Raw genomic sequence first — 14,101 nt, forward strand, 5'->3', positions numbered from 1 at the left:
AAAGATAAATGATAAACGCTTAATTTTGCTTTTGTCAACGTTTTATATCTAAACAAATCATTTTCCCTGTCTATTTTTTATAGATTTTATTAAAAAATAAATTACAAAGGGTAACAAAAGAAATATGAAGCAACTCATTATTTTTAGTTTTAAATATAGTAGTCTTCAAATATATCATTAGCGTTTAATACTACCTTAGCACCTTCTTGGATACGTAATAAATTACCTTTTGTCATAGGATTAAACATAGATCCAGGTAAAACATAAACATTTCTATTTTGCTCTAATGCAAAATCTATCGTGATGTGACTGCCACTTTGTTCCTTAGCCTCAGTAATTAAAACCCCTTTTGACAAACCGCTGATAATTCTATTGCGCTCAGGAAATCTATATTTAGCAATTGGTGTATGTGGTGGATATTCGGATATAACTAAACCTTTTTCTTCTATTTTATTTCTTAATGCTAATGTACTTTTGGGATAATGTGTTTGATGGCCAAAGGCTAAAACTGCAATTGTAGGGAGATTGTATTTTAAAGCTATTTGATGTGCCATTGCATCAGCTCCTTGAGCAAGGCCGGAAACAATTGTTAAATATTTGCTTTTATCATTTGATAATAAAAATTCTAAAGACTGTTGGGTATAACTTGTAGAATCTCTTGCACCTACTACTGCCAAATGATGCATATTATTTATTAATTTGATGTTCCCTTTATAGAAAAGAAGTAATGGAAATTGATATATTTCTTTTAATAGCACTGGGTATTCAGAATCCATATATGTAATGTAACTTACTTTTAATTTCTGCAGTTCTTTAATAATATCGTTATGATCAAGTTTTATAAAAGCATAGTATTTACGTAATAAATGAACATTTTCTTCCCTATTCACCCATTCACATAAATAACTATCTTTTTTTCTTCCCTCCTCTTTAATTACATTAGGATATGCCATTAAAAATTGATGAATTTGTTTAGTCGAAAAGTGTGCCCAGTATAACTTAAGCAAAAATAGTTTAATCAATAAATCAACTCCTTTTTGTAATCATACAAAATCATATTCTATTTTTGTTTTACATTTCTAATACAAAAACATTGTCGATGTAATGTTATTTTAAGGAGTAAAAATACTGACTTAAAAAGTGAAAAGTATGTTGGAAAGAATTTAAAATTTCAATTTCCAACATACTTTATAATTAAACCTTATAAATAAGTTTTGCAAATTTATATAGAATTGGTCTTACTGGTTTGATGAAATCACCAATTAATTCTTCAACATGTGCATTAAAACCCTTTTTAAATTGTTGAACACCAAAATCATCCGCCTCATTACTAAAGACGCCTGTTATTCCATAAAAATTATACCTATTAATATTATGTGATTTTGCATATTTTATCATATGCCATTGTAGATGATATGCACCCATATACTGATTATATTTCGGATTTGATCCACTTGATAGATAATAAACTTCATCATCAGTACATATAAATAAAGCAGCAGCTAAATCCAAAACAGGTCCATCTTCAAATATTAGTTCTTCGGTTTTACTAATTCTATTATTAATACTAGATAATTGCATATTTAACTGATTTAATTTTGATTTATTTTTTTTAGAATTTGGATTTTCATTTAATGCTCTGTTCACAGTCATCATTTCATTTTCGATTTTCAATAATTGTATTTTTAATTTATCTTGATATTCATTAAGATTTATACAAGCTATCTTTAACATTGCCTTATCTTTATATATTTCTTGCATTCGTTTAAAATAATCTTCATTCATGAAATGAAAACCATGTTTTTCTTCAGCCATTTGAAACAATTTATAAAATCGATTTGTTTCTTCAATAGATAAATCTTCAACCTTAACACCAATCTCAATAGTCTTTTTTATATTTCTTCTAGTTTGGTATTCCATTTCTTTTAAAAGTTGATTCTCATCTTTATCTTTTAAATCCAATACAGAAATCCACCTAATTTGACTTTTATTTGAATATCCTGTTGTATAACCTTGATGGAGATACCCAATTTTCCCTAGCATCTTTACTATCACTGAATTATTATAATTCTTTATTATCCTACCATTTGCATCTCTTAAATTCTCTATTAAATATGGATCAACAAGAATAAATACTCCTCTATTTTTATAAATGAATTTAGATAATTCTTTAAAAAAGTAACAAACTAATTTAGCATCGAAATAATCAAGTAAAGGACCTCTATGAGAGTAGAAATATTTGTAGAATTTAAAAATTCGTGCCTCTGTTAATAAACATGCAGCTATAACTTCATTTTTATCATTCTTCACTCCCACAATATGTGCTTCATGATTTATTTTATTTCTATAATTATATAATTCTATAGACTGTGTATAATGTTTGAAGTGCTTTTTGGTGTAGTTGGTAAATTCTTCTTCACTTAAAGTTGAAAATTTCATATTTCAATGTCCTGCCTTCGATTTAAATTATGCTTTTTTAAATGGTCTAATAAAAATCATATCATTTTCATAATTATGAACAACTTTATGTGCAACCTCTGCTTTACGCCATCCACCATTATTCCAGTTTTGATCTAAACTTTGGAACTTCATTAATTTTCCATCATAATCACCATTTAAGACAATAGCTGTATGACCATATCCTCCACCAAATCTTCCACTAAAAACCACTAAGTCCCCAGGTTCAGCTTTGAAAGTTGGTGTGTTGTGATAAATTTTAGCTTCACTATTAAAATTATTTGCATATGGTATATCTTTAGCTCCATATCCTTTTAATCCATGACCATAAAGATGATTCCAATATACATTAACTAAATCGAAACATTGCCATCCATAACTACCGTCGAAATCCCATCCTCTATTCTCTAATGTTTTCAAATAATTTAATGTACTGCTATTACTATTACTTTTATTATTTGAAGACACTGTTTTTGTTTTTGGTTCTACTAATGGTGTCATTGGCACTTTTAATTTTTGACCAATAAATATTAAATTAGGATTTGCTATATTATTTGTATTTTGAATATTTGAAACTGTAGTTTTGTATTTTAATGCTATAGCACTAAGTGTGTCTCCTTTTTTTACAGTATAGATTTGTGTTTTTGGAGCTTCTCTAAAACTGTAGTAACCAAAGTAATTATTAGTAACTTTATTCGTTTTCTTCTGATTAGAATTTTGAGCTTCCAAGTTTGCAATTTTAATTTCTTTAGTAGGTTCATTGTTATTAATAACTAGATTGTTACCTTGGCTTGAGTTTTTCGGAGTATTTGAAATCTTTATATCTTGATTAATTTCATTTCCGTTTGAAATTGCTGATTTGTTGTCTAACTTTAAACTTGTGTCCGATGTTTTAACAGCACCTTCATTTTTTATTTTGTCTTTTGTCGTATTTTTATTAGCATTTAACTCTGATTTCGCGAATACATTTTGCTCATACCCTCTTGTAAAATCTTTAGATTTATCAATTTCATCTGCATATGCTTTGTTCGACATACCCAATGCCAAAAACATACCTATTGAAATTGACAAAATTCCAATACTAACTTTTCTAATTGAATAGCGTACTTTACTTTGTTGTTTATTCATGATGAAACACCCCTTACAATAATATACAAACATTATAACATAGTGCGCTATATATTTTAATTAAAATTTTCTTTGTTTTGTAAAGCTATTGTAGGAGGTAAAATAATTAACTTGTCTTTCCAAAATATGAAAAGTGTACTAAAATTCATCGCACGACAAATAGCCCATTTCCAATACTTTTATAAAGTATGGAATGGGCTATAGCCATTTATATCATCTTTTAACTTTATTTATTAACAGTTAATAATGCTTCATAAATACCTGCTTCTTTAGCAGCTTCAATTAATGTTGAACCAATTTCTGAAGGTGTTGCCGCTGTTTTCACACCACAACTATTTAATGTTTTAATTTTCTCTTCAGCAGTACCTTTACCACCTGAAATGATTGCACCAGCATGTCCCATACGTTTTCCAGGAGGTGCTGTTTGTCCACCGATAAAGCCTACAACTGGTTTTGTCATATTCGCTTTAATCCATTCAGCTGCTTCTTCTTCAGCCGTACCACCGATTTCACCAATCATAACAACTGCTTTCGTTTCGTCATCTTCATTGAATGCTTTTAAAACATCAATAAAGTTTGTTCCGTTGACTGGGTCTCCACCAATACCAACAGCTGTAGTTTGACCAATACCTTCTTCAGTCAATTGGTGCACTGCTTCATATGTTAATGTACCTGAACGAGATACTACACCAACATGACCTTTTTTGTGAATATAGCCAGGCATAATACCAATTTTACATTCATCTGCTGTAATCACACCTGGACAGTTTGGACCAACTAAACGTGTTTTTCTACCTTGTAAGTAGCGTTTAACTTTAACCATGTCTAATACAGGAATATGTTCAGTGATACAAATAACCATATCTAAGTCTGCATCAGCTGCTTCTAAAATTGAGTCTGCAGCAAATGGTGCTGGAACGTAAATGACTGAAACCGTTGCCCCGGTTTCATTTTTAGCTTCTTCAACAGTGTTGAAAACAGGAACGCCTTCAACAACTTGACCACCTTTACCAGGCGTCACACCTGCTACTATTTTCGTACCATAATCAAGCATTTGTTTTGTATGGAAAAGGGCAGTAGACCCTGTAATACCTTGTACCATTACTTTAGTATTCTTATCTATAAATACACTCATCTTAGTGCTCCCATCCTTTCCTTATGCTTCTTTGACTAGTTTAACAATTTTTTGTGCACCTTCAGCCATTGTTGCTGCTGGTTCAATTGCTAATCCTGAGTCTTTTAAGATTTTTTTACCTAACTCAACATTTGTACCTTCTAAGCGTACAACTAGTGGTAAAGTTAAATCTACTTCTTTTACAGCTTCAACGATACCTTCTGCGATAACATCACATTTCATAATGCCACCGAAAATGTTTACAAAAATACCTTTAACATTTTCATCACCTAAAATGATTTTAAATGCTTCAGTTACTTTTTCTCTAGTAGCGCTTCCGCCTGCATCTAAGAAATTGGCTGGGTTTCCACCGAAATGATTAATCGTATCCATTGTTGCCATGGCTAAACCTGCACCATTAACCATACATCCGATGTCACCATCTAATGCAATGTATGATAAATCATGTTTAGACGCTTCAATCTCTTTCGGATCTTCTTCTTCTAAATCACGTAATTCTACAACATCTTTATGTCTGAATAATGCATTATCATCAAAATTAATTTTAGCATCTAATGCCAATACATCACCATCAGCTGTTGTAACTAATGGGTTGATTTCTACGATTGAACAATCTTTTTCAATGAATACATTATAAAGTGCTAATAAGAATTTAGCTGCTTTGTTAACAGATTCTTTAGGAATATTAATATTAAACGCAATTCGTCTTGCTTGGAATGGTGAAAGTCCGATTACTGGATCGATAGTTTCTTTGAAGATCTTTTCAGGAGTCTTCGCAGCAACTTCTTCAATCTCAGTGCCCCCTTCTTCAGACGCCATCAATGTTACTTGGTCAGTCGCACGATCAATAACGAATCCAACGTAATATTCTTTTTGAATAGCACAACCTTCTTCGATATATAAACGCTTAATTTCTTTACCTTCTGGACCAGTTTGATGTGTCACCAAAGTTTTCCCTAATAATTCTTTTGCATATGTTTCTACCTCAGATAAAGATTTAGCAATTTTTACTCCGCCTGCTTTACCTCTACCTCCAGCATGAATTTGTGCTTTTACAACATAAACATCAGAATTTAATTCTTTTGCTTTCTCCACCGCTTCTTCAGCAGTAAATGCTACTCGTCCTTCTGGAACTGCAACGCCCATTGAACGAAATATTTCTTTACCTTGATACTCGTGGATATTCATCTTCCATCCTCCTGTTACTTAGGTTAAGTTCCCTTACAATTATAAAAAATGTAAGCGCTATTGTAAACTTAAATGCTACTTTTTTATCATTTAATTGAATTTTACGATTTACAGTAACGATTTTATAGGTTCAAAGCTTTTTCTATGCTCTTTCATAATGCCAATATCATCGATTGCTAGTAAATGTTGTTTGGTACCGTAACCCGCGTTTTTTTCAAAACCATATTCAGGATAATCTTTAGATAACTGTGTCATATAATCATCACGAAAAACCTTTGCCATGATACTTGCCGCTGCAATAGATACACTTCTTGCATCACCCTTGATTAAAGATACTTGAGGCAGTGCATTATCAAGCGTCATCGCGTCTATCAATAAATGCGTTGGTTGTACTGATAATCCATCAATAGCTCGCTGCATGGCGATTTGAGTAGCTTTATAAATATTAAATTCATCTATTTCTTCAGCTGTCGCGATACCATATGCAAAAGCAGTAACTTCATTTTTTAGTGCTTCATTTAATTCTAGACGTTTCGTAACAGGTACTTTTTTCGAGTCATCAAGGCCCAAATAATTGTGATTTGAATTTAAAATTGTTGCGCATGCAACGACTGGACCTGCTAAAGGTCCTCTTCCAACTTCATCAATACCACAAATAATTGCATTAGGATGCTCTTTTAATATTTCATTTTCAAAGTAAGTCATTTCAACATACTTTTCTTTTAAAGCTTGTTCTTTTTCTAACGCTTTTCTGCGCCTAGCTATGGCATTTTGAACACCTTTTCGCTCATCTAAAAAGCATTCATGATTTTCTAATTCTTCTATTGTATTAACCGCATTAATCAACTGCTTAACTTCTTTAATTGTTAGCGTCATTTGCTAATTCCTCAGTCATATCTTTAAAAATATCAAAACAATAATTTCCTATTTTAGCATTTCGAATATCATAAATAATCAGTTCAATGACTGCTTCGTAATCAATTTCATTACCACGTCGAATTAAGCCACGTTTTTTCCCTATCGCATCAAACCACGCTATGATTTCTGCATCTTCAGGAACTTCAATATTATAATGTGACTTTAATCGCGCTAAATCATGTTGAATTAAAAAGTTCAATCCATATATAGCTACTTCATCTAAGTGCACAATGCTATCTTTAATCGCGCCTGTTAAACTCAACTTCTTACCGACTTCTTCATCTTCAAATTTAGGCCAAAGTATCCCTGGTGTGTCTAATAGTTGTAATGCATTACCAACTTTAATCCATTGTTGTTGTTTGGTCACACCTGGTTTATTACCAGTCTGCGCAATACTACGCTTTGCCAGTTTATTTATTAATGTGGATTTACCAACATTTGGAATTCCAACAATCATCGCTCTAATCGCTCTTGGCTTAAGTCCCTTTGCTTTTTCACGTTCAAATTTTTCAGCAGTCGCTTTAATTGCTGCAGCTTCCACTTTCTTTAAATTTTTACCGTGCTTAGCATCCACCGATACAGGATAGTATCCTTTATCAATAAAAAATTGTTCCCATTTTGACATCTCATTTAAATTAGACATATCTTTTTTATTTAATATAACAACACGTGGTTTTTGGTTAATAACTTCATCTATCATAGGGTTTCTTGAACTATATGGAATTCTTGCATCTACTAGTTCAAACACTACATCTACTTTTTTTAATTGTTCACTTACTTCTCTTTTGGCTTTCGCCATATGTCCTGGATACCATTGAATAACCATTCAATTCACCTTACTTTCGTCAATTCTTTTCTCATTATTAAAATCTATAACCTGTTAATTATAGAACAAATTCATTAATTCAACTATATTTATTTTAACATTGTCACACTTCTTAACAATGCTTTAGATTTAGGTATAAGTGATTATTTCAAGTTTTCTACAATTAAAAATCATCATTTGTTAAATCTAAGTTACTTATTAAGTGACAATCATCTTTATCAGTATGACATTTTTATTATTCAATATATTTGTTTAATGATAAACTGAAAATGATCCAAAGTTTAAGTAACTATGATAAGGTATCTGTTCCACAGTCATCTTCGTCTTTACCTATCAAGAACCTCATTAACTTTAGTTTCAGTTAAACTTAATTTTAAATTTGAAAGTTGAGGATAATGTTGTGTTAAAAAAGTGGCTAAATTCAAACGTCAAACAATTCTTTGTTATAACTTTCATTAGTGTAATATTAACGCTTATTTTATTTTCTACTCATATCTATGATTATATTGTGAATGGTACTGTTTTTAGTGGGGCTGGAGATGGATTCCGTCAAATGATGCCATTTCAAATGTATTTGTATGAACATTTAAGTAGTTTTTCTAGTTTATATGATGCATCGTTTGGATTAGGTGGCGATTATATGAAAGGACTATCATATTATTATTCGCTGTCACCTTTAATGTGGCTAAATTTTCTATTCATTAAAATAGGAGAAACGGTTGGTATATTTAATCCGACAACAATACATTTTTGGCCGACAAACCAACTTATTATGGCCATGATAAGAGCTATCATAACATTTGTCGTGACCTTCTACTTATTTAAAATATTACACTTTAAACGCTCAACAAATATGATCGCTACGATTTTATACGGCATGTCAACTGTCGTTATATACTTTAATTTTACTTGGTCATTTTATGGAAGTTTATTATATTTATTACCATTATCGATTCTTGGTTTGGAAAGATATTTTCAACAACGCAAAATCGGTATTTTCATTGTTGCGATAGCCTTAACACTATTTAGCAATTTTTATTTCAGTTATTATCAAGCTATTATTATAGGTTGCTACTATTTATATCGACTCATTTTCACTTACAAATATGACATTGTCTCTAGAACACAAAAATTAATTTGCGTCATATCTGCTACAGTTTTGAGTGTGTTATCAAGTGTATTTGGTTTATTCACTGGCATTTCTGCGTTTTTGGAAAATGACAGAAAGCAAAATCCCAATGTTGATATACCGTTTTTGACACCACTTGATTACCATTATTTTTTCTTTAGCGATGGATTTTATATTACGATTTCAATTCTTACTATCGTTGCATTATTGTCATTCAAACTGTATCGTTTTTACTTTTATAGACTTTTCGCAATAGTAACATGGTTATTATTTATTGGTTCATTATCACAGTATTTCGACAGTGCTTTTAATGGTTTTTCATTTCCAGAAAGGCGTTGGGTGTATATCTTAGCACTATCATCAAGCGCTCTTTGCGGATTGTTTATTCAACATTTATCAACATTAAATATGAAATATTATTTAATCAGAACAATACCAGTAAGCATCATCGCATTACTTTATGTATTACTATCACCGACACACCCACTTGCACTTATAGTAGGTATTATCCTGCTAATGGTGCTTGCCGTTATTTTAAAATTTAGTTTATGGCGTTATAAAAAATTAACCGTTGCAATATTAGTATTAATCGTTATGATTCAACAAATCGTCATTTTAGATAACAATAAAAATATGGCAATCAAACCTTATCAACAATCATTATCAACGTTGAAACAACATGATTACCATAGTAACTATGTAAACCAGCTTATAAAAAAGATAAATCAAAATGCAACTGGTCCATTTAATCGCATTGATTATATGTCAGACTATGCATTAAATTCACCATTTATATATCATTATAATGGCATTTCATTATATTCTAGTATTTTTAATGGAGACATATTAAAATATTATGACAAGACACTCCAAATTAATATGCCAATCGATAAAAACAGCACTTATAGATTACTTGGCAATCGTCAAAATTTACTATCACTTTGGAATGTTAATGATCGAATTAGAGTGAATCATGATGACAACTTACCATATGGATTTAAAATTAAGTCTGAACACAAAGACAATAAAGTTCGTTGGATTCATTCTAAAAATACCATCCATTATCCAAGTGCACATATTACAAATAAGGTCTTTTCCAATAAAGAATTAAAATCTCCATTAGATAAAGAACAAGCAATGTTGCAAGGGATTGTTTCTAACAAGACTAAAGATGTTAATACACATTTTAAAGCCAATAAAAATTTACTATCAGATTCAACAATTAAATTAAATAGTGCAGCCTGGCAATCTCCTACAAAACATTTATTACAAGTTAAACAAAATAATGGTGGTCTAACTGTACAGTTGCCAAAATCAGTTTCTAATCAATTTAAAGATTTGTATTTTGAAATGGATTTAGAATTACTTTCGCCGGATAAAGCTCATGATGTTAAAGTGAATGAATATACACAAGAAAGAAATAAACTCACTTATAAATATCGACGCTTTGTAACACCCGTAACAATACGCATTAAAGCTTCAGATAGGATTAGATTATCATTGCCTAAAGGTAAGTATCGTGTAAATTTAAAAGGGATATACGGCGAAGATTATACCACGCTTAAAGACGCTTCAAATTCATTAGAGGCTGTCAAAGTTAGTAAGACAAAGCAAGGTTATACTATTACTAAAAATAAAAATTCATCTGGGTATATTGTTTTGCCAACAGCATATAATCAAGGTATGAAAGCGACATCAGGTGATCAAAGTCTTAAAGTTGAACAAGTAAATGGTGTTATGACCGGCATTAAAGCACCTAAAAATATAACAAAGATTCAATTGAGCTATGCCCCACCATACTATTATTTACTTATAACAATTACTATATTTGGCATTATATGTAGTATTATTTTCACGAGATGGGCAAGACAAAAATAATGTAGCTACGCATATATTTAATGGGAGTGGGACAGAAATGATATTTTCGCAAAATTTATTTCGTCGTCCCACCCCAACTTGCACATTATTGTAAGCTGACTTTCCGCCAGCTTCTGTGTTGGGGCCCCTGACTAGAATTGAAAAAGGCTTGTTACAAGTGCATTTTCGTTCAGTCAACTACTGCCAATATAACTTCGTAGAGCATAGAACATTGATTTATGTCCCAGCCTTTTGTTTATATAACCATTTTGAGCAAACACGTTATGAATAGAGAAGGAATAAACAATTACATTATCAACTTTACATTAACTAAACAGCAAAAAAAGCCATCTATATCACTCCATAAAAGTGACCTAGATGGCTTTATTGTTTGAGTCGAATTTGACTCATACATAGCTTTGTTTAAATGCTGATTAACGAATTTCTTGGATTCTAGCAGCTTTACCACGTAAACTACGTAAGTAATATAATTTAGCACGACGTACTTTACCACGACGTTTAACTTCGATTTTTTCAATTTTTGGTGTGTGTAATGGGAATGTACGTTCCACGCCAACACCTGATGAAATTTTACGAACTGTAAACGTTTCAGAAACGCCACCGCCACGACGTTTAATTACAACGCCTTCGAATACTTGGATACGCTCACGAGTACCCTCAATGATACGTACGTGTACACGTAAAGTATCACCAGGACGGAAACTAGGTAAGTCTGTACGTAATTGTGATTTAGTTACTGCTTCGATTAATTTGTGATTTGTCATTATAAATTCTCCTCTTCAACCTATGTTCTTGCCTCGACAAATATATAGCAGCGGATCATAGTGATTTTTGTGTTTCCACACTCAGATTATGTTAGCACAATACTAACCTTTTTTCAATCCTATTTTATATCTTTCTAATATTTGCTTATCTGCATTAGTTAATGGATATTTTTCAATTAAGTCAGGTCTTTTATTATATGTGCGGATCAACTTTTGCTCATGTCTCCATGCATCAATATTGGCATGATTTCCAGACAATAAAACATCTGGAACTGTTAGACCCTTAAATTCACGCGGACGTGTATATTGCGGAAACTCTAATAACCCATCTGAAAATGAATCGTCTTGATGTGACTGTTCATTACCTAAAACACCTGGAATCAGTCTAACAATAGCATCAGTCATGGTCATCGCTGGCAATTCTCCACCAGTTAAAACATAGTCACCCATTGATATTTCATCTGTGACAAGATGTGTTCGGATACGTTCATCGTAACCTTCATAATGTCCGCATATGAAAACGATGTGGTCGGCCTTGCTTAATTCAACAGCTTTCTGATGTGAAAATGGCTCGCCTTGTGGACACATTAAAATAACGCGTGTTTGTTCTGTGACATCTAAGTCTTCCATCGCATTAAAAACAGGTTCAGGCTTTAACACCATACCTTGTCCGCCACCATACGGATAATCATCTACTTGGTTGTGCTTGTTAATTGCATAATCTCTAAAATTAACCGTATTGATTTGTAATTTATTGTTTTCTTGGGCACGTTTCATAATTGAATGATTTAAAACACCATCAAACATTTCAGGAAATAAAGTTAAATAATCAATTTTCATTAATCCAACAATCCTTCCATTGGCGTGATGATAATTTTTTTATTTTCAACATCCACTTCTTTTACAACATCAGCAATATAAGGAATCAAATATTCTTTAGATCCTTTAATCACCCACACATCATTCGCACCTGTTTCAAATATATTAATTACACGACCTATTGGTGTTTCTTGATCATCAAAAACTGTACATCCTATAATATCTGAATAATAAAATTCATTTTCCTCAAGTACGATATCTTCATGATCACGCTCTTGATAAATAGAACTCCCTTTTAAATGCTCAATATCATTAATATTATTAATACCTTCAAATGTAAGCATATGAAGCCCTTTATGCACTCTATGTGACTTAACAGTATATTCAAGGTCGTTATTGTTATGCACAACTGTCAGCACTTGACCGGGTTGAAAACGAACGTCTGTAAAGTCTGAATTGGATTTTACTTTAATTTCACCTTTAATACCATGTGTGTTAACAATTTGACCAACTTCAACTCTCATTCTATTACCTCCAACTCTATGCTTTGAACACTTCTATTTTAATTGAAAATAATTCAAAGAAAAAGGGCACCATTATGGTACCCAATACGTTCTATATTACTAACATGTGATATTCCCAACGTATCATTGAGTAATAACTGTCAGTGTAAACGAGTTATTCTTATTGTTAGAACAATTTTACGCTAAATTACTTAGCTTTCTTTTGTTCGTCAAATTTTTTCATAATACCTTCTTTTGATAAGATATTGTGAACTGTATCAGTTGGTTTCGCACCATCATTTAACCATTTTAAAGCTAACGCTTCGTCAACTTTAATTTCTGGAGCATTAGCGCTCGTTGGGTTATAAGTACCGATTTGTTCGATGATACGTCCGTCACGTGGAGAACGAGCATCTGCTACTACGATACGATAGAATGGATTTCTTTTTGAACCTAAACGTGTTAAACGAATTTTAACTGCCATTTATAAAATCTCCTTTAAGTCATGTTTTAATTTTTATTTTCTACAAGAAATAATATTAACAGGTGTGTGAATGTTTGTAAAGAGTTTTTTCTTTACCAGGAAAATTATTGAACCTTTTTCTTACAATAATAACTATGTGATTACTAAATTAGACTGTTAATAGGTTATAAAAATTCATAGTAGCCTTCACCACATACGTGTTTAGTTAATTTATCCCGTAAGGACATGAATGGTACCACTTCTACCGCACACGTTCCCCCAATATAACTTATTAATATTAGCAACAATAACCTCATGTTCTAGCAAATCCGCAATTTCAGTTTTTAATTATTATTGTGTATCTAAAAATATGCACCCCATAAAGTTATATTCTTTAGTATAACTTTCGGGATGCACATCTCATTGCAACAAAAATCAGCGTGTTATATTAAACATTAAAACGGTAAATTCATACCTTTTAACATATTTTGCATTTGATTGCGTTTACCTTTTTTACCTTTACCGCCACCAGTGAATTGTTTCATCATTTTCTTCATATCGTTAAATTGTTTCATCAAACGATTGACTTCTTGTAATGAACGTCCAGAACCTTTAGCAATACGTTTTTTACGTGATACATTCAATGTGTCTGGATTGTTTCTTTCAGCCGGCGTCATTGACTGGATAATCGCTTTAATATGATCAATTTGCTTTTCACTCATATTAAGCTTATCTAGCCCTTTCATTTTATTCATACCTGGAATCATTTTCATAATATCATCCAGTGGTCCTAGATTTTTCACCTGATCAAGTTGTTCTAAAAAATCATCTAAAGTAAACGATGACTCACGCATCTTTTTCTCTAAATCTTTTGCTTTTTCTTGATCCACATC

The 14,101-nt window shown here is 31.6% G+C and carries 12 protein-coding genes and 1 pseudogene; 1 reads left to right on the top strand and 12 read right to left on the bottom strand.

Going from position 1 to position 14,101, the window contains the following annotated elements:
* Positions 1 to 149: 149 nt before the first annotated feature.
* The 7 genes from dprA to ylqF form a co-directional block, all read right to left on the bottom strand.
* Positions 150 to 1,022 (bottom strand): DNA-processing protein DprA, encoded by an 873-nt coding sequence (gene dprA, locus HMPREF3247_RS10040; RefSeq protein ID WP_000593192.1) that lies wholly within the window; start codon positions 1,020 to 1,022, stop codon positions 150 to 152.
* 172 nt (positions 1,023 to 1,194) lie between these two features.
* On the bottom strand, positions 1,195 to 2,439 hold the full coding sequence (gene fmhC / locus HMPREF3247_RS10045) for a FemA/FemB family glycyltransferase FmhC (RefSeq protein ID WP_000672867.1): 1,245 nt from the start codon (positions 2,437 to 2,439) through the stop codon (positions 1,195 to 1,197).
* 27 nt (positions 2,440 to 2,466) lie between these two features.
* Positions 2,467 to 3,585, bottom strand: a complete 1,119-nt coding sequence (locus HMPREF3247_RS10050) for a LysM peptidoglycan-binding domain-containing protein (protein ID WP_001041667.1) — start codon at positions 3,583 to 3,585, stop codon at positions 2,467 to 2,469.
* Positions 3,586 to 3,811: 226 nt separating this feature from the next.
* The gene (sucD, locus tag HMPREF3247_RS10055) at positions 3,812 to 4,720 is read right to left on the bottom strand and encodes a succinate--CoA ligase subunit alpha (RefSeq protein WP_000110251.1); all 909 of its coding nucleotides are present in this window, start codon (positions 4,718 to 4,720) and stop codon (positions 3,812 to 3,814) included.
* A 21-nt stretch (positions 4,721 to 4,741) separates the two neighbouring features.
* Complete coding sequence (sucC, locus tag HMPREF3247_RS10060) at positions 4,742 to 5,908, bottom strand: ADP-forming succinate--CoA ligase subunit beta (RefSeq protein WP_001020801.1); 1,167 nt, start codon at positions 5,906 to 5,908, stop codon at positions 4,742 to 4,744.
* A gap of 108 nt (positions 5,909 to 6,016) precedes the next feature.
* Entirely contained in the window at positions 6,017 to 6,784 is a 768-nt protein-coding gene (locus tag HMPREF3247_RS10065) for a ribonuclease HII (protein WP_000176387.1), read from the bottom strand.
* The gene (gene ylqF / locus HMPREF3247_RS10070) at positions 6,768 to 7,652 is read right to left on the bottom strand and encodes a ribosome biogenesis GTPase YlqF (protein ID WP_000236715.1); all 885 of its coding nucleotides are present in this window, start codon (positions 7,650 to 7,652) and stop codon (positions 6,768 to 6,770) included. The genes HMPREF3247_RS10065 and ylqF overlap by 17 nt, the downstream gene beginning before the upstream one ends.
* Positions 7,653 to 8,052: 400 nt before the next feature.
* On the opposite strand from ylqF, the gene yfhO reads away from it, so the two are divergent.
* Positions 8,053 to 10,659, top strand: a complete 2,607-nt coding sequence (gene yfhO / locus HMPREF3247_RS10075; protein WP_000915244.1) for a lipoteichoic acid-specific glycosyltransferase YfhO — start codon at positions 8,053 to 8,055, stop codon at positions 10,657 to 10,659.
* A gap of 413 nt (positions 10,660 to 11,072) precedes the next feature.
* On the opposite strand, the gene rplS is transcribed toward yfhO, so the two are convergent.
* From rplS to HMPREF3247_RS10105, 5 genes and pseudogenes are all read right to left on the bottom strand, one after another.
* The gene (gene rplS / locus HMPREF3247_RS10085; RefSeq protein WP_000181404.1) at positions 11,073 to 11,423 is read right to left on the bottom strand and encodes a 50S ribosomal protein L19; all 351 of its coding nucleotides are present in this window, start codon (positions 11,421 to 11,423) and stop codon (positions 11,073 to 11,075) included.
* A gap of 102 nt (positions 11,424 to 11,525) precedes the next feature.
* On the bottom strand, positions 11,526 to 12,263 hold the full coding sequence (gene trmD / locus HMPREF3247_RS10090; protein WP_000687328.1) for a tRNA (guanosine(37)-N1)-methyltransferase TrmD: 738 nt from the start codon (positions 12,261 to 12,263) through the stop codon (positions 11,526 to 11,528).
* Positions 12,263 to 12,766, bottom strand: a complete 504-nt coding sequence (gene rimM / locus HMPREF3247_RS10095) for a ribosome maturation factor RimM (protein ID WP_001261987.1) — start codon at positions 12,764 to 12,766, stop codon at positions 12,263 to 12,265. Before rimM ends, trmD begins: the two co-directional genes overlap by 1 nt.
* Before the next feature lie 187 nt (positions 12,767 to 12,953).
* Positions 12,954 to 13,229 carry a 30S ribosomal protein S16 gene (gene rpsP, locus HMPREF3247_RS10100; protein WP_000268754.1) on the bottom strand — a complete coding sequence of 92 codons (276 nt, stop codon included), beginning with the start codon at positions 13,227 to 13,229 and terminating at the stop codon, positions 12,954 to 12,956.
* A gap of 434 nt (positions 13,230 to 13,663) precedes the next feature.
* Positions 13,664 to 14,101: pseudogene (locus tag HMPREF3247_RS10105) on the bottom strand (signal recognition particle protein); the annotation flags it as partial.

The organism is Staphylococcus sp. HMSC36A10 (assembly GCF_001838845.1).
Lineage (GTDB): Bacteria > Bacillota > Bacilli > Staphylococcales > Staphylococcaceae > Staphylococcus > Staphylococcus aureus.

Excerpts from the sequence above, each read along its gene's own strand:
- sucD (WP_000110251.1), bottom strand. The coding sequence starts at position 4,720 with ATGAGTGTATTTATAGATAAGAATACTAAAGTAATGGTACAAGGTATT.
- fmhC (WP_000672867.1), bottom strand. The coding sequence starts at position 2,439 with ATGAAATTTTCAACTTTAAGTGAAGAAGAATTTACCAACTACACCAAA.
- HMPREF3247_RS10050 (WP_001041667.1), bottom strand. The coding sequence starts at position 3,585 with ATGAATAAACAACAAAGTAAAGTACGCTATTCAATTAGAAAAGTTAGT.
- sucC (WP_001020801.1), bottom strand. The coding sequence starts at position 5,908 with ATGAATATCCACGAGTATCAAGGTAAAGAAATATTTCGTTCAATGGGC.
- rplS (WP_000181404.1), bottom strand. The coding sequence starts at position 11,423 with ATGACAAATCACAAATTAATCGAAGCAGTAACTAAATCACAATTACGT.
- trmD (WP_000687328.1), bottom strand. The coding sequence starts at position 12,263 with ATGAAAATTGATTATTTAACTTTATTTCCTGAAATGTTTGATGGTGTT.
- rimM (WP_001261987.1), bottom strand. The coding sequence starts at position 12,766 with ATGAGAGTTGAAGTTGGTCAAATTGTTAACACACATGGTATTAAAGGT.
- HMPREF3247_RS10065 (WP_000176387.1), bottom strand. The coding sequence starts at position 6,784 with ATGACGCTAACAATTAAAGAAGTTAAGCAGTTGATTAATGCGGTTAAT.
- rpsP (WP_000268754.1), bottom strand. The coding sequence starts at position 13,229 with ATGGCAGTTAAAATTCGTTTAACACGTTTAGGTTCAAAAAGAAATCCA.
- ylqF (WP_000236715.1), bottom strand. The coding sequence starts at position 7,652 with ATGGTTATTCAATGGTATCCAGGACATATGGCGAAAGCCAAAAGAGAA.